General features: G+C 56.6%; 18 protein-coding genes. 4 read left to right on the plus strand and 14 right to left on the minus strand.

The window, feature by feature from the left end; genetic code table 11:
• Positions 1-160: 160 nt before the first annotated feature.
• From ABD847_RS05920 to ABD847_RS05930, 3 genes are all read right to left on the minus strand, one after another.
• Complete coding sequence (locus ABD847_RS05920; RefSeq protein ID WP_345010989.1) at positions 161-1165, minus strand: LacI family DNA-binding transcriptional regulator; 1005 nt, start codon at positions 1163-1165, stop codon at positions 161-163.
• Positions 1166-1263: 98 nt separating this feature from the next.
• Complete coding sequence (locus ABD847_RS05925) at positions 1264-3192, minus strand: transglycosylase SLT domain-containing protein (protein WP_345010991.1); 1929 nt, start codon at positions 3190-3192, stop codon at positions 1264-1266.
• 78 nt (positions 3193-3270) lie between these two features.
• Positions 3271-5901, minus strand: a complete 2631-nt coding sequence (locus ABD847_RS05930) for a bifunctional diguanylate cyclase/phosphodiesterase (RefSeq protein ID WP_345010993.1) — start codon at positions 5899-5901, stop codon at positions 3271-3273.
• A gap of 466 nt (positions 5902-6367) precedes the next feature.
• Between ABD847_RS05930 and hpf the strand changes: the two genes are divergently transcribed.
• Both hpf and ABD847_RS05940 read left to right on the plus strand, forming a co-directional pair.
• Positions 6368-6712, plus strand: coding sequence for a ribosome hibernation-promoting factor, HPF/YfiA family (gene hpf, locus ABD847_RS05935; RefSeq protein WP_345010995.1), 345 nt, complete (start codon positions 6368-6370; stop codon positions 6710-6712).
• Between the two features lie 303 nt (positions 6713-7015).
• The gene (locus ABD847_RS05940) at positions 7016-8182 is read left to right on the plus strand and encodes a chorismate mutase (protein WP_345010997.1); all 1167 of its coding nucleotides are present in this window, start codon (positions 7016-7018) and stop codon (positions 8180-8182) included.
• A gap of 64 nt (positions 8183-8246) precedes the next feature.
• Here ABD847_RS05940 and tyrA read toward each other — a convergent pair whose 3' ends face one another.
• The 3 genes from tyrA to ABD847_RS05955 form a co-directional block, all read right to left on the minus strand.
• Positions 8247-9380, minus strand: coding sequence for a bifunctional chorismate mutase/prephenate dehydrogenase (tyrA, locus tag ABD847_RS05945; protein WP_345010999.1), 1134 nt, complete (start codon positions 9378-9380; stop codon positions 8247-8249).
• Positions 9381-9440: 60 nt separating this feature from the next.
• Positions 9441-10514, minus strand: a complete 1074-nt coding sequence (locus tag ABD847_RS05950; RefSeq protein WP_345011001.1) for a 3-deoxy-7-phosphoheptulonate synthase — start codon at positions 10512-10514, stop codon at positions 9441-9443.
• A gap of 210 nt (positions 10515-10724) precedes the next feature.
• Positions 10725-11549 carry an MlaA family lipoprotein gene (locus ABD847_RS05955; RefSeq protein ID WP_345011003.1) on the minus strand — a complete coding sequence of 275 codons (825 nt, stop codon included), beginning with the start codon at positions 11547-11549 and terminating at the stop codon, positions 10725-10727.
• 414 nt (positions 11550-11963) lie between these two features.
• Here ABD847_RS05955 and fliK point away from each other — a divergent pair, with 414 nt between their 5' ends.
• Positions 11964-13754, plus strand: coding sequence for a flagellar hook-length control protein FliK (fliK, locus tag ABD847_RS05960; protein WP_345011005.1), 1791 nt, complete (start codon positions 11964-11966; stop codon positions 13752-13754).
• The gene (locus ABD847_RS05965; protein ID WP_345011007.1) at positions 13751-14062 is read left to right on the plus strand and encodes an EscU/YscU/HrcU family type III secretion system export apparatus switch protein; all 312 of its coding nucleotides are present in this window, start codon (positions 13751-13753) and stop codon (positions 14060-14062) included. Before fliK ends, ABD847_RS05965 begins: the two co-directional genes overlap by 4 nt.
• Positions 14063-14097: 35 nt before the next feature.
• Here ABD847_RS05965 and ABD847_RS05970 read toward each other — a convergent pair whose 3' ends face one another.
• From ABD847_RS05970 to cheY, 8 genes are all read right to left on the minus strand, one after another.
• Entirely contained in the window at positions 14098-14508 is a 411-nt protein-coding gene (locus tag ABD847_RS05970) for a DUF2802 domain-containing protein (RefSeq protein WP_345011009.1), read from the minus strand.
• A gap of 4 nt (positions 14509-14512) precedes the next feature.
• Positions 14513-15001, minus strand: coding sequence for a chemotaxis protein CheW (locus tag ABD847_RS05975; protein ID WP_345011011.1), 489 nt, complete (start codon positions 14999-15001; stop codon positions 14513-14515).
• A 72-nt stretch (positions 15002-15073) separates the two neighbouring features.
• On the minus strand, positions 15074-15790 hold the full coding sequence (locus ABD847_RS05980; protein WP_345011013.1) for a chemotaxis protein CheW: 717 nt from the start codon (positions 15788-15790) through the stop codon (positions 15074-15076).
• Entirely contained in the window at positions 15787-16578 is a 792-nt protein-coding gene (locus ABD847_RS05985; RefSeq protein WP_345011015.1) for a ParA family protein, read from the minus strand. The genes ABD847_RS05980 and ABD847_RS05985 overlap by 4 nt, the downstream gene beginning before the upstream one ends.
• A gap of 84 nt (positions 16579-16662) precedes the next feature.
• Positions 16663-17805 carry a protein-glutamate methylesterase/protein-glutamine glutaminase gene (locus ABD847_RS05990; protein WP_345011455.1) on the minus strand — a complete coding sequence of 381 codons (1143 nt, stop codon included), beginning with the start codon at positions 17803-17805 and terminating at the stop codon, positions 16663-16665.
• A 28-nt stretch (positions 17806-17833) separates the two neighbouring features.
• Complete coding sequence (locus tag ABD847_RS05995) at positions 17834-19891, minus strand: chemotaxis protein CheA (protein ID WP_345011017.1); 2058 nt, start codon at positions 19889-19891, stop codon at positions 17834-17836.
• A gap of 12 nt (positions 19892-19903) precedes the next feature.
• Positions 19904-20647, minus strand: a complete 744-nt coding sequence (locus tag ABD847_RS06000) for a protein phosphatase CheZ (protein ID WP_345011019.1) — start codon at positions 20645-20647, stop codon at positions 19904-19906.
• A gap of 10 nt (positions 20648-20657) precedes the next feature.
• Entirely contained in the window at positions 20658-21029 is a 372-nt protein-coding gene (gene cheY, locus ABD847_RS06005) for a chemotaxis response regulator CheY (protein ID WP_425568411.1), read from the minus strand.
• Between the last annotated feature and the right edge of the window lie 87 nt (positions 21030-21116).

Genomic DNA, 21116 nt, shown 5'->3' on the forward strand with positions numbered 1-21116 from the left:
GCCAGCTACTTCCCCAGCGGGAATAGTGAAGAAAACCAGATTCCGGTGATGATACTACCCAGTATCTCGCCCCGGATCTTTGAAGCGGATCACGCTTGAAAAGCATTTCTGAAAACGCTATCAGATTTACATCAAAAACTCGGGGCCTAGACCCCGAGGATTACCGCGTCTTGACGGAATTGCGCTCGATCAGTTCAGGCTCAAACTTCAACCGCAAACCGTCCACCGGCTTGTTGTCCAGCAAACGCACCGCCAGCTCTGCCGCCTGTTCCCCCATCTTCTCGATGGGATAGCGGATGGTACTGAGCTTGGGATGGATGAAGCGCACATAAGGGATATCGTCAAAACCGATGGCCGAGACCTGCCCGGGCACCTGGATACCATTTTCCAGCAGGTAGGAGATGGCACCCGCCGCCATGGCATCGTTGTAGCCCACGAAGGCCGTGAACTCCGCCTTGCGATCCAGCAACTCCTTCACCGCCACATGCCCCCCCACCTCATCGGGGTAAGCCTTGACCACCAGTGACTCATCAAACGGCAACCCGGCGTCTTGCAAGCCCTGGCGGTAACCGGCAAATCGCTGCTGGGCATCCACGAAGCTCTGATCATCCGAGGTGATAAAAGCGATGCGACTGTGGCCCTGTTCCACCAGATGACGAACGGCCACCCGGCAGCCTTCGGCGTTATCAAACCAGATGGATCTGTCTTCGGCGCCCTTCACCAGCCGATTGACGAACACCACTGGGGTATCGCGCTTGACGAGTTCCGCCAGCTCTTCGTCCGGCAAGGCCATGGAGTGCAGGATCAAGGCATCACACTGGCGCTGCAACAGGGTGTCGATGGCGTGACGCTCTCTGTGCTCATCGTGGTTGCCGGTGATGACGATGGAGAACTTGTTCACCCGATCCACCACCTGTTCGATCCCCAGCATCATCTGGGCAAAGAAGGGGCCACCACACAGATCCCCCACCAGTACACCAATGCAGTTGGAGCGCTTGCTCACCAGCGCCTGGGCAAAACTGTTGGGCCGGAAATTCAGCTCCTTCATGGCATTGAGCACGGCTTCCCGTTTCTCCGGCGCCACCTGGGCCGTGTTGTTGATCACCCGTGAAACGGTAGAAATCGACACATTTGCAAGCCTGGACACATCTTTGATTGTTGCCACGCCTGTACCCCCTTCGCTAATAACGCACACAGGGCCGAGTGTACCACAGCCGGCCCGCGAGAACTCAATCAGAAGCCTTTGATTTTCATCACCCTAGCTCAATATCTCAGCGTCAGCTCACCCTGGGTGAGAAAACGCAACGGACGCTTGAGCTGCTGCTGATAGATGACGTTGTACACCAGCACGTTCTGTACATAGTTGCGGGTCTCCCGATACGGGATGCTCTCCACCCAGGCATCCATCGGCATACCTGACTCGGTACGCCACTGACGAACCCGCCCAGGCCCGGCATTATAGGCGGCGGTGGCCAGCACACGATTGCCCTGATACTGATCCAGCAACTCCCGCAGATAGGCACTGCCCAGGCGAATATTCAGCGCCGGTTCCACCAGTTGCTGTGGCCTGGGTTGCGGGTAGCCCCATTTCTTGGCGGTGTGCTTGGCGGTGGCCGGCATCAGCTGCATCAGGCCGGTGGCGCCCACCGGTGACTTGGCCTTGGGATACAGGGCACTCTCCTGGCGGGCCAGGGCGTAGAGCAAGCTGGGCTCCAGGGCTCGGGCCTGGGCAAATTGGCTGAAGGTCTGACTCATGGGGGTGGGGAAACGCAGCTCCAGCACATCCCAAGCCTCGGCCCGGATGCTGGCCTGCACCGCCAGATCGTGCCAGCCCTTGGTCAGGGCCAGACCACCCAGTTGCAGTTTCTCTTCGTAGCTGACCTGCTCCATCAGGTAGTACCATTCGGCGCGGGCCAGATCTGTCTCATCCAGCTGCAACAGGGCCTCGATGCGTGGCAGGGCATCCCAACGGCGGCTGGCGCTCTTCCAGTCCAGCCCCCGCTTTAAGGGGGCCTGTTGTAACGAGAAGGGCTTACCCAGCTGCTGGGCACTCAGGAAGCCATAGTAGCTGCGCTCCTGCCGGCCCAGCTCGAACTGATGGCGCGCCGCCCCAGCATGGCCGGCCTGCTGCTCGGCTCGCCCACGCCAATAACGCCAGCGGGACTGGCCCTGCTGTTCTTGTGGCATCAGGGCGATGGTGCGGTTTACCGCCGACCAGTCGGATTCATAGATGGCGACCCGCGCCCGCAACTCCAGCAGCTCCGCCGGCCACGACTTGTCCATGCGGCTATCCAGCCAGCGACGCTGCGCATCGCTGCGATCCAGCAACAGGCGGCGGGCGATGGCTTGCTCCACGCTGGCCACGGCCGGCGGCCGCAGGCCATAGCGCTGCTTGGCCTGCGGCAGTACCCGCAGCGCAGCCAAGGCATCCTGATTGGCCCACCGCTGCAAGGCCAGCTCGGCCAGGCGGCGATCGCGGATCTCATGGCCCGCCGGCAGCAAGGTAAACAGCTTGGCGGGGTTGGCCTGCAGCTGATTGACCCGGTTGCCCAGCCGTTGCCAGCCAGCAGACTGATAGAGGCCACTTAAATATTTGACTAACGCGGCATTGCCTGCGGCATAGGCGAGCTGTTGCCGCTCCCAGACCCGGCTGTCGCTCAGGCGCCCGGCGTCTCGCCAGGCGGCAAACAAGCGGTCACACTCGCCGGGACGAGAATCACCGTGTTGCCACAGTGCGGCGGCACCATCAAAGGCCAGATCCCGCTGTCCCATGGCCAGCTTGGCGCGATAGTAGTAGCACTGCAGATCCACCGAATTGGGCTTGGCGGGACGCAAGCTCAGGAAGGCATGCCAGTTCTGCTCCTGCGCCAACAGGTGCAGATAGCGACGCTCCAGCCGGTTGGCCAGGTAGCTATTCGGATGCCGCAGCATAAATTGTTTGACCTCGGCCAGACGTGCGGTCTGGGGCTGCCAATAGAGATCGTAATAATCCACGTAGGGCGCCAGAGGGTAATCCCCCATGCGGGCCTGCAACGCATAGGCCTCACCGGTGCGCTGCTGACGCAGCGCCTCCAGGGCGGAGCGATAGAGATTTTGTTCCAACGAGAGAGCTTGTGCCTGAGGAGCAAACAGCCCGCCCATCAGCACAACACAAGAAAAACTGACCAGTAACTGCAGGTTACGCCACCACATCCAGACTACTCCACAAGGCCATAGCAAGTGCCCAGGCGCAGTATAATCGTTGGCAGTGCAAGTTACATCAGGCGGGCACTAGAGTGTTCCCTCATGTGGCAACTCTGCCGGCAGGTAACGCAGGGCATAGCGCTGCATGTGTTCCGCCGACAAGGGCTTGCTGGCCAAGAAGCCCTGATAGAAGCTGCAGTTTTGCTTGCGCAGAAACTCCAGCTGTTGGCGGGTTTCCACCCCTTCGGCGGTGACGTTAAAGCCCAGGTGGCGGGCCATGGCCATCACCGCCTCCACGATGGCCATGTTGCTCACATCATGGGGGATATCCTGGATGAAGGATCTGTCTATCTTCAGCTCGTCCACCGGCAGGCGTTTGAGATAACCCAGGGAGGAGTAGCCGGTACCAAAGTCGTCGATGGAGAAGTTGATGCCCAGCTGCTTGAGCTCACTCATCTTGTGGATGGCATCTTCGGTATTGCCCAGCACCACGGACTCGGTGATCTCGAGATTGAGGGCCGACGGCTCCATGCCGGTGGCACTAAGCACCTCATGGATATGCTCGACAAACCGCTGGTGGTGAAATTGCTTGGCGCTGACGTTCACCGACAGCTGAGGCAGACGCACCCCTTCCTCTTCCCAGCGCACAAACTGGTGACAGGCCTCGAGCAGCACCCATTGACCGATGTCGATGATGAGATCCGTCTCTTCGGCGATGGGGATGAACTCTGCCGGCGAAATCATGGAGTGACCGGGAGGATGCCAGCGCAGCAAGGCCTCCACGCCAATCAGCTCGCCGCTGTCCACCATGTGCTGAGGTTGGTAATGCAGCAGCAGCTCATTGTTGCCCAGGGCATGTCGCAGCTGATTGTGGATCAGCAGGCGCCGGTCGGCCTGACGTTGCATCCCGGCATCAAACAGCTTGATGGTGCGCCGCCCGGCGGCCTTGGCCTGGTACATGGCGGTATCGGCCTGCTTGAGCAGATCTTCGGGTTGCTGATCCCGGCTGGGAAACAGGGTGACACCGATACTGGCGGCGATGTGCAGATCCAGCCCCTGATACTGATAGGGCATGGACAGCACCTCAATCAGGCGCTCCCCCAACCCGCTGGCCTGCATCTCCGCCAAGGGGGGGCTTTCGCTCAAGATAGGCAGCAGCAGCACGAATTCATCGCCACCGAGCCGGGCCAGCACATCACCCTGACCCAGTTCGGCCTGCAGGCGCAGGGCCACCTGTTGCAACAACCAGTCGCCGGCGGCATGCCCCAGGGAGTCATTGATGGTCTTGAAATGATCCAGATCGATAAACAGCAGGGCACCGATCCATTCGGACTCGCGAGCGGCGATGAACGCCCGTTCCACCTGCTCCAGCAACATGCGACGATTGGGTAAGCCGGTGAGATCGTCGAAATAGGCGAGGCTCTGGATCTGACGGGCGCTGGCTTGCCGCTCGGAGAGATCTTCGAAGCAGATGACATAGTGCGTGATCTGCTGCTCCTCGTCGCGGACCGGCGTCCAGGTTTCCCATTGTGGATACACCACCCCCTCTCGGCGCCAGCGATTTACCTCCCCTTCCCAACGCCCCGCATCATCAAACTGTGGCGTGACATCCGTAGGCCAGGGCCAGAGCTCCTCCCCCAATCGTTTGCCCACCACCTCCCGCGCCGATAGGCCGGTGATCTGGCTGAAGGCATGATTGACCCGCAAGATCACCAGCTCGGGATCCGTGATGATGAGCCCCTCGTTAGTCTCGAACGCTACCGCAGAAAGCCGTAACTGGGCTTCGGCCTGTTGCCGCTCCAACTCACTGCCGGCCCGTTGGCACACCAGATTCAGGATGCTCTGTAGCAAGGACTCGTCGGGCAATCGCTCAAAGGTCATGGCCAGATGGCCGATCACCTTGCGCTTGTTATCTCGCAGCGCCACCCCGCAATAATGCGCCGCCCCACAGTAGCGACTTGGCAACGTCAGCGCCTCACTGAGGACCAGATACGGCTGCTCCGCAGTCTCATAGACGTGTCGACAGGCCGCGTTGCGCAGGGCGTAACGGTAGCTGCTGCTACCGTCGTTAAGACCATCACTCTCGGAAATCATGCGAGCAAAGGCACCGGCCGGGGTTTGCTCGGCCTCACAAACCCAGACCTGCTGAGCCTGCAGCACCAAACGGAGTTGGGTCACCAGCTCATCAAAGAAGGGCCGCCCCGTCTTGGCTGACAAGGCATGGTGAATACGTTCCAATTGCTGCTGACGTTGATAGGCCAACAGCTTACCGCCCTCACTATCCAGATTTTCCAGACCACGGCCGGCCATCAAGGAGAAGGTGCGCAAGATGGCGTGGCAATGTTCTGGCCAGGGCTCAAACTGGCTGGGACGACGGCAGACCAGAGCCCCCACCTGCTGACCATGACTCCTGATGGCCGCCAGCAACAGGTCCGTCGGTTCCTCATCCAAAAAACGCAAAGAACAGCGCGGATCCTGCTGAGCGTTGACAATATTAAGGATTTCTCCAGCAGACAAATCATCCCACAGCTGACGAATTTCGCTTAACGCGTGGATGCGACCGAGCCGCGTCTTGGGACCCAAGGCATGAGAGCAGACGATATGCTGTTTGCTGGCATCGTGCAGCCAGATGCTAATGGAGGGATAAGGGAGGATTTGTTGCGCCAGCAGGCATAACTGGTGAAAATACTCGCCGATTTCATCTGGATGATCGGTCAACGGCAGCTCTGCACTCGGTCCCTCTTTAGATTTGGCATTAAGCGTCGAGCTGGCGACGCCAAGAGCGTCAGATGAGAGGTAGGTTGGCAACGCGAAGGCCGGCGCATCGTTACAAACAGAGTCGAGCAGACGACTTATGGCATATCCGGACAACAGGCTCACAGGCTACCTTCAATGATGTCGGTTCTCCAGGCTCCATCCCCCCTCAGGAAGTGATCTATGCCAGGTTATGCGCAACTGCTGGCATATTTGGAACAACCGCTAAATTTATCAGTATGAAAACCGCAAAAATAATGCATTCCCCCCAGGAGATACTCAAGCGTTTTTTCCGGCTTCCCCAAGAACAATCACACTTCCACGCACAAATCTTTTGCCGCCCAAATTAAGTGATGCAGATCACAAAATTAAAGCGTTGGCGGGTTAATCTGAAAGTGAAAGAGCAACAGGAACCAAAGGGGGTTCGCCTATGTTAATCGATATCACCAGTAAAGTTCTTGACGTTACCCCGACAATCCAAGGCCGTATTGCCAGCCGGTTTGAGAAGCTTGAGCGGCTACAGGTGCCCTTGATCACCCCCCATGTCATCATTCATAAAGAGGGACTTGTTTTCACTGTGGAAGCCACCTGCGGCATTCCCAATGACACCTTGTTTGCCCAGGCTGAGCATGAAGACCTGCATGCCGCCATTAATGCCCTGGGACAAAAACTCGAACGCCAACTGATCAAGTATGCCGCACGCCCGCAGGCCCACAGAGCCCAGCGTTCCGGTAAAGAACAGTGCCGCATGGGCACGCTAATCGAGGCCATCTAATCTCCACTCATCTTTGCCAAGGCGCCCCGGTTGAGGCGCCTTTTTCGTCAATTGGCAGCGAATTCAGGCTAATTTCCCGGTGAAGCTTGCATAACCTTGTTTTTTAACGTATTGGTATGACTCCTTGATACCAAGGTTGAATTGCATGTTATTTTGGTCTCTGTTTTTCTATAGTGTCTCTTTTGCTGCGCCCTCCAGGGGATGCGCCTCCACGCAACCGAGAATCTGAAGACGAACAGTGCGAGGCCTCCCCCAGCGGGAGGCCTTTTTTTTGCTGTATGCCGGGAGTGAGGGAGGAACCGAATGGCGACACTGGATGAGATTCGCAACGAGATAACCCAATTGGATGCCGATCTGCTAGCCCTGCTGGCACGACGCCGTGAACTAAGCCTGGAAGTAGCCCGCAGCAAACGGGCCGATCAACGCCCCATCCGCGATACCCACCGGGAACAGGATCTGCTGGTACGGCTCATTCAGCAGGGACGCGCCCTGGGCCTGAGCGCCCAGTACGTCACTCAACTCTATCATCTGGTGATTGAAGACTCGGTACTGACCCAACAGGACTATCTGCAACGTCTGGCCAACCCGATGCAGGCGGCGGACGAGACCAGTGTGGCCTATTTGGGGCCGCTAGGCTCTTACTCCAGTCTGGCGGCACGCAAGTATCTGGGCCGCTATGCCCAGGTGAGCGAACACAGCTGCAGCAACTTTGCCCAAGTCATTGAGGCCGTAGAAAGCGGTCGTTGCCAATTTGGTGTCTTGCCCATCGAGAACACAAGTTCAGGCTCCATCAATGAAGTGTACGATCTGATGCAGCAGACCAGTCTGTCCATCGTCGGCGAATTGACCTACCCCATAGAGCACTGCCTGCTGGTGGCCGTGCCCACCGAGCTGGCGGCGATCGATACCCTGTACGGTCACCCCCAACCCCTGCAACAGTGCTCACGGTATCTGGCGCAACATCCTGACATCCATCACGTATTCTGTGACTCCTCGTCAGCTGCCATGGCCAAGGTGCAGGCGCTGGCCTCACCCAATGTAGCCGCCATTGGCAGCGCCGACGGCGGCAAGTTGTTTGGTCTCACCTCCATTGCCAGTGGGCTGGCCAATCAGCAGGAAAACATGACCCGCTTCATCGTAGTGGCCCGAGAGCCCATCGAGGTAGTGCCCCAGGTGCCCGCCAAGACCACCCTCATCATGTCCACCAATCAGTACGCCGGTGCCCTGGTGGAGGTGCTGCTGGTGCTGCGCAACCATCAGATCAACATGACCAAGCTGGAGTCCCGTCCCATTCAGGGCAACCCATGGGAGGAGATGTTCTATATGGATGTGGCGGTCAATCTGCACAGCGAAGCCATGCAGCGAGCCCTGCAGGAGCTCTACCCCCTGACCCGCAGTCTCAAGGTACTGGGCTGCTATCCCAGTGAAGATGTGGCGCCCACCGAGATTGCCCCGGCACTGCTGCCCTGAGGTTGACGCAAGATGCCAATAAAAACGCCAGGCGATTGCCTGGCGTTTTTATTGGAACAAATGACTAGAGGGACTCATGATGCCGAGCATCATGGGCCTGGGCCAACAGCAGTTTGCTCTCCCGCAGGAACTGGCCGGCATAGTCACCAAAGAACTCGGACACCTTGTGAAACGTATCGATGAAGCGCTGCCGATCGCCACTTTCGAGGAAACTGATGGCCTGGCCCATGCGTTGATGATAACGACGGATCATCTGCACGTTCAGGGGCGAGGACAGTATGATGTCGGCATACAGGGCCGGATCCTGGGCAAACAACCGCCCCACCATGGCCAGCTCCAACCGGTAGATGGGGGAGCTGAGCGCCAGCAGGCGCTTGAGATCCGCCTGTTCATCACACAGGTGCACGCCGTAGACAAAGCTGGTGAAGTGACGCAACGCCTGGATCAAACTCATGGCGTTATCGTGATCCGCGGCCGCCACGCTGTGCAAGCGCACGCCCCAGATGCGCATCTGATCCAGCAACCACTGATAGGCCGCCTCATCCCGTCCATGGCAACACACCACCACCTGCTTGGCCAGACTGGATACATCCGGACCAAACATGGGGTGCAACCCCAGCACCGGCCCCGCATGGGCGGCCAGCATGTGACTCAGGGGCCGCTGCTTGATGCTGGTGAGATCCACCAGCACACAGTCCGGTGGCAAACTGGTCAGACGGTCAATGACGTCGCAGGTGTTTTCGATGGGCACCGCCACCACCACCATGCCCGCCTGGCTCAGCAAGGCGTCAGCCTGCCCCCAGTCATCCCGCTCCAACACTGCCACCTGGTAACCCGACAGGCGGAACATGTTGACGAACAGCCGCCCCAGTTGACCGGCGCCGCCCACCACCACGATCTGGCGTAATGACGGATTGACACACTTGAAGCCGGAGTCATTCTCGCTGCTATAGGACTCACGCATCACGCGGCGCAACACATCCTCGATCAGATCCGGCGGTACCCCCTGCTGTGCGGCCTCATCGCGCCGGCGCGCCAACATGGCCGCCTCCCGATCCGGTGCATAGATGGGCAGACCATGGCGGCTCTTCACCTCCCCCACCTCGGCCACCAACGCCAGCCGGCGGGCCAGCAGTGCCACCAGCTGCTGATCCACCCCATCGATCTGATCCCTCAGGGCATTCAATTCTTCATTCATGCAAGCTCATCCAAAAATAAGGGGGCCGACCTCACGGCCGCCCCCCATTATGCGGGGTCATCAGGCGGACAGTCGAGCCTTGAGGGCATCCGTCAGCTGGCGATGGCAGTGAGCCAGCAGGGTGGCAGTCGTTTCCCAATCGATGCAGGCATCCGTGATGGAGATGCCGTATTGCATATCGCACTTGGGCTGCTCGCTGGACTGATTTCCCTCACCAATATTGGACTCCAGCATGATGCCGATGATGGAGCGATTACCATCCTGGATCTGATGTAGCACGTTGGCAGCCACCAGCGGCTGCAGTCTGTGGTTCTTGCTGGAGTTACCGTGGCTGCAATCCACCACCAGCCGCGCCGGCAACCCTGCCTTGGCCAAAGCCTGCTCGGCCAAGGCGACATTCACAGAGTCATAATTGGGATGTTTGCCACCACGCAGTATCACATGGCCATCCGGGTTGCCTTGGGTCTGCAACAAGGCGACCTGCCCTTGCTGGTTGATGCCCATGAAGGAGTGGCTAGAAGAGGCGGCCTGCATCGCATTGATGGCGGTATCCAGATTGCCATCGGTACCGTTTTTGAAGCCCACCGGCATGGAGAGACCAGAGGCCATCTCTCTGTGGGTCTGAGATTCTGTGGTACGAGCACCAATGGCTGACCAGGAGAAGAGGTCCGCCAGATATTGCGGACTGATGGGATCCAACGCCTCGGTGGCCAGCGGCAATTGAAGTTCGGCCAACCAGACCAGCAGCTCACGGGCCTTCTTCAGGCCCAGCTCGACGTCGAAGGTGCCGTCCAGGTTCGGATCATTGATGAAGCCTTTCCAGCCGACCGTGGTGCGCGGCTTCTCAAAGTAGACTCGCATGACTATGTACAGAGAATCGGCATATTGATCATGCAGCTTCTTCAGACGGCTGGCGTAATCCTTGGCGGCCTCCATGTCGTGAATGGAGCAGGGACCGCAGATCACCAACAGACGATGATCGCGCTGCTGGACAATATCGGCAATGGTCTTGCGCGCCTGGCTGATGTAGGCCCGAGCGTCCTCAGAGACCGGGAAGAGATCCTTGAGCTCAGCCGGGGTCATCAGCACTTTCTCGGATTGGATATTTACGTCATTGAGCACATCTTTCTGCATGGGAGTCACCAAGTAAACTTTTCTTTACGGCTATGCTGACTACAAAATCACTATCAGTATTGACTTGGTTATGTTTTATAGCTAGCGGACATCCCACCATACCAAGCCTGCACAGATTTGCAAGCCTGCCATCACCCACTTGCCCGTTTAAGTTGCACTAAAACAAGCAGGCCGGTCATCAAGACCGGCCTGCAGGAAACAGCGGCGAGGTTACTGATCTATCTCATCCAGATAATCATCCAAACCGGAATCTGCGGGCTCAGCCGGGGCCAGGCTCTGAGGCCCTGTCTGGTCTTGCACCTTGGCCTCCTCATACTGCAGATAGAAATCGCGAATGTTGGCATAGGGATCCAGAGAATTATCCAGCATGGGCTCTTGAGCTATAATGCTGCTGCGCACCGACAAACCGTCTAGCCCCCAGCGAGCCGCTTTCATCACGAACGTCATCTCGCTAAACGGGAAGTAGAGACCATCCACCACATCCCCCACGGTACTACGCACCGTACTGGGGCCATAAACCGGGTACATGATGTAAGGCCCCTGATCGACAGACCATTTGCCCAGCACGGTAGTCATCTCCATGGTGTTACGTTCCACACCGAGCCGGGAAGCGACATCGATGAAGCCCCCCAGCCCCACAGTGGTGTTGACCATGAAGCGGAAGACGCTGCCAAACGAGCCGCGAAGATCCCAGATCAGGAGATTATTGACGAAGTTATTCGGTTCTTCGAAATTGTTGGCAAAGTTAGCCACGCCATCCCGTAAAGGTTCAGGCACAGTATCAGCATACCAATGCACTACCGGGCGGACAGCCTTGCGATCCATGATGTCGTAGTTAAACCACCACAAACCGCGGTTGATGGATTCGAAATGATCGCTGGCCCCTCCTGGTCCCTGATACAAGCGAGCACCGGTAGGTGCGACGGGAGAGGTATCGGAAAGCGCCAAGTCCTGTTGTTTAGCGGTTTCCGCCAATAAGGAGGGCGTCAATGCCATGGACAGCACAAACACTAAGGCACGATAAGAAAACTGCATTATTATCCCCACACATGTGCTGAACACACTGCGTTAATCTAAGCGGACGATTATAAGAGATTATGATCCAAAAGTGTGACTTCGTGCACCCAGCTTTTATTCACGAAACACCATAAGAGCCGGCCTCGCCGACAGCGCAAGGTCCACTAAGATCCGATGGAGTGCTAGGCCTCACAGCGGCAGCCGCCTATCAAGTAACCACTGATGATGCCGATGAAATAACAATAGCAACAGTGGCGATTTCTTAACGAGCCACACTGCAGGCAGAGCATTCGCTATGGCGGATCTGTTGTCGCCTTGACGCATGACGCTACACGACGGAACAAGCCCGCGCTACAGTCACAGCTGGGCCTGATTAACCCAAGCCCGATGCCTCTGATGGGCCTTTGCCAATAGCAACCAAAGGGGACTTGCGTGTCATCGATTCACTGGCAGCCGGAGCGCCCAACCACAGCCCCGACCGAAGAACAAAATAATGTCAATTCGGCACCTCCGGCGGCGCAAGGATCTGGCGTGCCCAAAGGGCTGTTGGAAGATTTTTTGCGGCAGGTGTCAGCGACGCAGGGGCAATTACCCGCGCCATTGGCGCAAAGCTTGCAGACCTTGTTGCGCCAGATTCCCGCGGTGCTGTTACAAGGCGGTCAAACGACCGTCGCCGCCCAAACCCTAGATGATGCCCCCGTCGAACTGATGTGGTTACAACGCCTGTTGGTCCCCTTGCTAAAGCTTGAACCTAGCTTGCGTCAGGCTTGGCCGTTACCAAACAAAAATCCCCTACCCTCAGACACCAACAGCAATCAGATGATGCAGTCGACGCTCAGCAATGACAGCGTGCTGGCCCAATTGCTTCGGCAACAGCCGGGCCTTGGTCGAGCGCTACTTCAGTGGACGCTGCAGCTACTGGCGCAACACCCTAGATTGATGGAGCAATTGACACCGCAGGAACAACAGCAGTTTCGGCAGCAGACCAAGACTGCGCCAGCAGCGGCCAAGGATGGTAATCCGGCCAGTCCTTCACCTGAAAAAAATGCTGACGGGCTCACTGCGCGTCAACTGCCATCGTTACTCAAAGCGACCCTACCTCTACTACAACCTCAGGCGACTCCATCGGCCAAGGCGCCCCCCCAGAATGTACAGACTGGCCAACCGCAGACCGCATTGCCTCAAGATGCAAAAGCTCCCCAACATCAGGCTCCATCAGAGACGCGCGCGTCCCCTTACTCGGTCGGCCTGGCGCTGCCGCAGGGCGAGGCTTTACTGCACAGTGTCAAGCGCCTGTTACAGGCCCAGGGCTTAACGCCAGCGTCCGCCAATCTTGCCCCAATAGCAATGGCCAGCTCCACCGCCTCCACGCCTCAGTCAGGCAACAAACTGACTTGGGATGCGCTGCTCAGCCTTGCGGGGCTACTCCCTGAGGGCGAGGACTCAAACTGGCCCAAACCGGCACAAGCCGATAGTAACCTATCGGCTTTACCACAACTGATCCGCTTATTGCATAGCAGTAGCACACTAGTCTTGCCTCGCAGCCTGCAGACGGCCATGGCGCAGCTCACGAGCGATCTGCAACGCCCATTAGATACACCACAACAGGCCGAACAGTGGCTTCGCTTCATGAGCGCCCCACTGGCCGACAATACGCTGGGACAAGGCCTTCAACGCTGGCTGTTACAGCTATTGACTCAACGTTTGGCCCAGGCTGATGCCCAACAATCCTCGCTACAGCCATCCCCAGCTCAGACAGGGGAGACACAGTTAAGTCATGGCTTACTGCATCGTTTGGGAACAGCCAGCCTGCAGTTGGTGGAGCAACGCCAGGCGAGTCAACAAGAGCCAGCAGTCACCAATCAGCCCTGGCTTTGTCCTCTGCCCTCCACGCCGCAACGCGCCCATGAGCCTGTACTGACCATACACAGAGGGGGCCATACGGAGCAGGAGTATCACTGGCTGCTGAGTTTTTATCTGGAGCCAGAAGGCGTAGGACCGCTGCAGATCAAGGTCAGGTTGCAGATCCCGGATATAGGTATCATGGTCATAGCAGAACAAACGGAAGGTATCGAACGGGTAAAGCAGACACTGCCACAGTTGGAATCACGCTTTGCCGAATTGGGCCTGCAATCCACCGGTTTTCACTGCCGTCAGGGCAAGGTGAAACCACCACAAGTAGTCAACCCGCCCACCAATGACGGTCTTTCCATTCATATATGAAAAATACTCAAGAAAAGCAGGCCATTGGCTTGCGTTATGACGGCCAGCAAGCGCCCCATGTCAGTAGTCGTGGCGTCGGCGAGGCAGCCGAACAGATATTGGCCATGGCCAAAGAGGAAGGACTCTACATCCATGAGGATCCCCAGCTGCTAGAACGGCTGCTGGGCCTGCAAACAGGAGAGCAAATTCCTCCGGCCCTGTATGTGGTGATAGCAGAGATACTGGCTTATTCCTTTTTGCTCCAGGGCCGTTACCCCGAACACTGGCGCAGACCGGATGGCACAGAGGCGGTGGATACACAGGTATAGATAGGGATTAAGGCGGCAAAGCAAAAGGGAAGGTACTACCTTCCCTTGGCTCGTAACGAGATAAGCAGCTCAGCTTCAGCTTTGGGGATTTCACATTCAGCCATGATCTCTTCAATACCGGCACCCAGTTCAACCATCTTGGCGGCACGGCTGTAAAGTTTACGCTCCGGATCCTGCTGACTTAACTCTTGCTGACGCTCCGCTACCGCTAAAATGGCTTTTTCCACCTCGGTGACCTTCACTCCAAATCCCAAGGCGTTGGCATGCAGTTCGGTGAGTTGCTTGCGGGTACTCTCTTTGACCCGACTCAACTCCTTAATCAGCAGTTCCATGGCAGAGAGCTTGCGTTGTAAATGGGTTATCTGACGCCATAAAAACAAGACACCGGCGCAAGCTATTGCGAGCGCCAGCGTCACCAATAAAAACAGAATGAGCAGAGTATCCATCTGATTAGAGCTGGCTCAGCTCGTCCCACTCGTCATCGCTGAGCAACTTGTTCAAATCCACCAGGATCAGGAGCTCGCCATCACGGTTGCTCACCCCCTGGATGAACTTGGAGCTCTCTTCGGTGCCGACGCTCGGTGCCACATCGATCTCAGAAGAGCGCAGATAAACCACCTCGGCAACGCTATCCACCAAAATACCAATCACCTGCTTATCCGCTTCAATGATCACGATGCGTGAGTTGTCACTGATCTCTGCAGACGGCAGTCCGAAACGGGACCGAGTATCGATAACGGTTACGACATTGCCGCGCAGGTTGATGATGCCGATGACGTAATCCGGCGCTCCCGGTACAGGCGCGATTTCGGTGTAACGCAGTACTTCTTGTACCTGCATTACATTGATACCGTATGTCTCCTTGTCCAGCTGAAAGGTCACCCATTGCAACACTTCATCTTCGGCAATGTTCTGCGCGACATTTCGTTTCTGATTCATTTTGCCTTCCTTTAATTCCGGGTATAGGACTTTTTATACCAACACTAGCAATGATTGAAGTGACCAGCGACATCAGACGCCGTCGATATTGACGCCTTGTTTCAATAGTGTGAGCAACTCCCGTACGTGGAGCAAGGCACACATCTTATCTTTCACCATTCCCGCCAACCAGGGACGTTTCGCGGCCTTATCTCGCCACTTTATCTGATCCCGGTTGAGCCACTCTGTGCCCATCAGCTCATGGCATGCCAAGCCCCAGGTACTTTCCCCCAACATGATGAGGTATTGGTAATCCGTGGTAGCTTCTTTGTCCGGCATAATCCAGCGCCCAGTATCGACCACATTGAGCTGCCGATCCCGCTGGGTCATGACACCGGCGAACCAATCCGGTTTGCCAAATAAGCTGTTCAGTTTACCCAACTGATGGATGCCGCCCAGCTCGGTAAGCGGTACGCCAAAGGTGATCCCGGCAACGCTGAAAAATAGCGCCTGGAATTCCCGCTCCGTCTGAATGTTTTGCCAAACCACAGGTGGCGGCGAAGGAGGTGACTTCGCCACCACCGGCTTTACAACGGCTGTAGGCGCCGACACCACAGCCTTAGGCGCAGGTACCTTGGCAAGGAGTTGCTCCAACTCGGCCTGACGGGGTTTTTCGAGGGTGGGTTTGGCTACGGGAACGGATTGCATCTCCGCAGCCGCAGTAACCGGCTGATTCGGGACAGGAGCCGACTCATTGAGCAACGACTGGAAATAATCTTCCATCGCCTTGAACTGCGATGACTGACTCATGCGGTCTCCTTGCCGGTTTCCAGCTCCAGCTGCTGTAAATAATTGAGCAAGGTGCCATAGGCATGACTGCCTCTGGACTCAGGGGCGAAGATAGAAGGCGGCACATGCTGCAAGCTAGCATCCCGGAACTTGGTATCAATAGGGATCACCGAATTCCACACCACATCGCCGTATTCCGCCTTGATCGCCTGCAATGTCTGTAATGACGCCTTGGTGCGTTTGTCAAACATGGTGGGCACTATGGTATAGCGAAAGGGAGTAGATCGAGATTTTTCCATAATCTCAAAGGTTTTCACCATCCGCTCCAGACCTTTTAGCGCCAGGAATTCGGTCTGAACCGGCACCAAGATCCTATCACTGGCCGCTAATGCGTTGACCATCATGACCCCCAGCACCGGCGGACAGTCAATCAGTACGGCATCAAAATCCGGTTCGACACACTGCAACGCCCGCTTGATCACAAGCCCCATGCCATCCCGCGTGCCCAAGGTGCGATCCAATGTTGCCAGGGTAATGGATGCCGGCAGCAATGAGATCCCCTCAAAGGCGGTCCCCAGGGTCAGTCGCAACACCTGTTCACGGGTAGGCTGAGCACTCTGAAACAGCTCATAGAGGGTGCCATCCAACAAGTCCGAGTCGAAATTGAGGTAACTGGTCAAGGAACCGTGGGGATCCATGTCCAACAGCAATACCCGCTTGCCCTGTCTGGCCAGTAGACCGGCCAATGTCACGACTGTGGTGGTTTTGCCAACACCACCCTTTTGATTAGCGATAGTCCATACCAGCATGTTTCTTTCCTTTCGCCGCCGGCTGTTGAACAGCCAGCAGGCGCACAAGGTACCACCCCAAAAAAAAAGATAGGCAAACGTGGGTCAGCCCTTAACCTCAACCATGATGCGCTGCGCAATTCGCTCCAGGGGCAACACCTCTGCCGCCAAATCCGCTTTGACCACGGCCTGGGGCATGCCGTATACGACACAGCTGGCTTCATCCTGTGCCCAGATCACCGAACCATGACCATGCAACAATCTGGCACCATCACGACCATCGGCCCCCATGCCAGTCAAGACGATGGCGAGCACCTTGTCGCCATAAACCTTGGCCGCAGAAGCAAAGGTGATATCCACACAGGGCTTGTAATTGACCTTGTCATTACCATCCATGATGCGAATGCGCGCCCCGCCAGGACGACCATCCACCAACATCTGTCGGCCACCGGGCGCCAGATAAGCCGTTCCCGGCCGCAAGATATCGCCATCCTCCGCCTCTTTCACGGCAATCTTGCATAAGCCGTTTAGGCGAGAGGCGAACGCAGCAGTGAAAGTCGCCGGCATATGCTGAATCAGCAAAATAGGATACGGAAAGTCCGCTGGCAGCTGAGTCAACACCGTCTGCAAGGCGACCGGCCCGCCGGTTGAGGTCCCTATTGCCATCAATTGATATTGCTTGCCAGAACGCTTGAAGTTGACCGGCGCGGCCGGAGCAGCCGTTGTCAAACGTTCACCGGTTGATGCCGTAATTGACGCCCGTTGGCTGATTCGCAACCCCGCGGCACTAGCCTGAGTCGCGCCAGATGCCGTGCTAGTCGGCAAGGGTCGGGACGGGCTAGCAAAAACCCGGCGCCGAGCGATGGCCTTGACTCTCTGCTGCAGCAGACTGATGGCTTCCTCTTTATCTCTGGCGATGTCCTCAAATTTCTTCGGCAAGAAATCCAGCGCACCGGCGTCCAGTGCATCCAGCGTCGCCTTGGCACCTTCATGAGTCAGGGAAGAAAACATCAAGATGGGTGTCGGGGTCCTGGCCATGATTTCACGCACGGCAGAGATGCCATCCATCACCGGCATTTCGATGTCCATGGTGATGACATCAGGGCGCAAGGAGGCGGCCTTTTCAACCGCCTCCTTGCCATTTTTAGCCGTGTCAACGACCTCCATCATAGGATCCTGATTGATGATCTCAGATACCCGTCGACGGAAAAAGCTCGAATCATCAACTACTAATACTTTTACTGCCATCTGGTTGTCATTCTCGTCTGGGCGCTCATCATCGACGACGAGCATAGGCCTTCAGCAGGCTCGGAATATCCAGAATCAAGGCGATACCACCATCGCTGGTGATGGTAGCGCCGGCCATGCCAGGGGTGCCGTGCAACAGCTTGTCCAGCGGCTTAATCACCACCTCTTCTTGGCCTATCAGATTGTCCACCACAAAACCTACCTGTTTGGCACCGATCTGGACAATGACCACATGGCCCTTATCACGTCGGGTCGGCTTGCGATCCTTGGCCCGAACCAGCCAGTCTTGTAGGTAAAACAAGGGAATCGCCTTCTCACGGACTATGATGGTCAACTGACCATCCACCATCTTGGAGTTACCCAAGTCCAGGTGGAAAATCTCATTGACGTTGGTAAGCGGCAACGCAAAGGTCTGAGCCCCCACCTCAATCATCAGGGTCGGCAAAATGGCCAAGGTCAATGGCACCTTGATCTCAAGGCGTGTACCAACCCCTAATTCGGAATGGATGTAGACAGAGCCATTGAGCTGGCTGATGCTGGTCTTCACCACATCCATGCCCACACCACGACCAGAAATATCTGATATCTCCTGTTTGGTGGAAAAACCCGGGGCAAAAATGAGGTTATAGGCCTCGTTGTCGCTCATCCGTGCAGCGGCATCTTGATCCAAGATGCCGCGTTTGATGGCGATCTGCTTGAGCTTCTCGGGATCCATACCAGCACCGTCATCCTCGATGCACAGTAGGATATGATCCCCCTCTTGCGATGCGCTAAGGGTGATGGTGCCAACCCGTGGCTTACCGGCCTTGGCCCGAATCTCGGGCAACTCGACGCCGTGATCACAGGAGTTGCGAACCAAGTGAACAAGCGGATCCGCCAGGGCTTCAACCAAGTTCTTATCGAGATCAGTTTCCTCCCCCTCCATCACCAGGTTGATCTCTTTCTTGAGACTACGCGCCAAATCGCGAACCACGCGTGGGAAGCGGCCAAATACCTTCTTGATCGGTTGCATGCGGGTCTTCATCACCGCACCTTGGAGATCGGCTGTCACCACATCCAGATTGGAAACGGCCTTGCTCATCTCCTCATCATTACTGGCGATACCCAGACTGACTAAGCGGTTACGCACCAGCACCAATTCACCGACCATATTCATGATCACATCCAGGGTGCGAGTATCCACCCGCACCGTGGTTTCAGCCTGGCTGGCTGCAGGAGGTGCCGACGGAGCAGACTTAGTTACAGCCGCGGTCTGAGGTTCAACATGCACCGGCTTATCTGCACTCGGCTCTTGCTCGATGCCGGCCTCAGTGTTGGCACCCGGCCCCTTGCCCTTGCCATGTAATTCATCCAACAACCGCTCGAACTCATCGTCATTGATCAGTCCGTCGGCCTCCTGCTGGGCCTCTACGGTTGGATTGGCCGGTTTACCACCATGGGCACCTTTACCATGCAGTTGATCAAGCAGCGCCTCAAACTCATCATCCGTGATGTCACCCTCATCACTGATGACGTCTGCCTTGCTGCCAGGGGCATTACCAGAACCATGTAATTCATCCAGCAACCGCTCGAACTCATCATCGGTGATGTCATCAATGGAGCCAGCCGCTGTCGACTCCACCGGCATGGACATTGCTGGTTCTGGTTCCGGCCCGGGCTGCGATTTGGCCTGTTTGGCGGCCAACTCTTCGGCTGAGACAGGCTGACTCAGATCATGCAGCGCATGGAGCAAACTGGCGTCTGCCGCATCAAGGGGCTCACGATTCTGCACCTGGGCGAACATGGCATTGATAGTGTCGAGCGCCTGCAAGATCACATCCATCAACTCGGCATCGACTGGACGCTGGCCATTGCGCAGCATATCAAACACATTCTCCGCCCCGTGGCAGATATCTACCAATTCGGTCAGCGAGAGAAAACCAGCCCCGCCCTTGACGGTATGGAATCCGCGGAAGATGGCGTTGAGGAGATCCCGGTCATCAGGACGTTTCTCCAGATCCACCAACTGTTCGGAGAGTTGTTCCAGGATCTCAGAGGCCTCTACCAGAAAGTCCTGCAGGATATCCTCATCAACATCAAAGCCCATTCTTTCACTCCCTCAGAATCCTAAGCTTGACAGCAAATCGTCTACATCGTCCTGGCTGGCTACCACGTCAGGTCGTTCGTGTTTGTTATGGATAGGCCCTTCTGCCTCGATACCACTGCGCTGCGGTGCTTGTTGCGGCTCGCAGGGGGTATCCAACTGATCGCCGAACATGGTCAGAATCTCTACCAGCTTGCTTTCCACCTCGTGGACAAGCGCTATGACCTTACGGATCATCTGCCCGGTCAGATCCTGGAAATCCTGCGCCATGAGAATCTCGGTGAGCCGCTCCCGCAAGCGGTTCGCATCCAGCTCTGATTGCTTGATATGGTCATCCAGCTGATGACATAACTGCTTGAATTGCAGCACATCCAGTTGTCGGGTCATCAATTGATGCCAGCCTGGCTGCACCGCCTGGATGCGCTCACTGAGCTGATCCGCCAGGGGAAGACAGGCATCCACCGCATCCATGGTGCGATTGGCGGCCTTGTCGGTCATCTCGATAACATAGTTAAGACGAGCTCGAGCATCCGGGATGTCTTGATTAGCGAGATCGGTCAGCCTGGGATCCAGTCTGAACTCTTGCAACGAGGTATGCAGTTGACGTGTCAGCTGCCCCACCTTCTCAAACAACATGTGCACATTGGGAACACAGATGTCGGCCAGCAGTGCCTCGGCATCTTGCTGCCGGTCTTGCTCCAATAGCGTGACCAGCTGTCTGGCTTGCTCAAGGCTGATTAGTGGCGCTTTGACCGTCATGCCCACCCCGTTAGCCAATGCGCTCGAAGATCTTGTCGAGCTTTTCCTTAAGAGTGGCGGCTGTAAAGGGTTTCACAATATAACCGTTCACCCCCGCCTGAGCCGCTTCGATGATCTGCTCGCGCTTGGCTTCGGCAGTCACCATCAACACTGGAAGATGCTTGAGCTTTTCGTCCGCCCGGATGGCCTTGAGCAGATCAATCCCCTGCATCCCTGGCATATTCCAGTCGGTCACCACGAATTCGAAGTCACCATTTTTCAACATTGGTAGGGCCGTATTGCCATCATCGGCCTCATGGGTGTTGTTCAGACCCAAATCGCGGAGCAAGTTCTTGATAATCCGGCGCATCGTTGAGAAATCATCAACGATCAGGATCTTCATGTTCTTATCCAATGTATCCTCCTGATTGGTCGCTAATAAACGACCAAGAAAAGCTTGAAACAACCTGAATTAATTATGCCTGACACT

Source organism: Pseudaeromonas paramecii (assembly GCF_039540575.1).
Lineage (GTDB): Bacteria > Pseudomonadota > Gammaproteobacteria > Enterobacterales > Aeromonadaceae > Pseudaeromonas > Pseudaeromonas paramecii.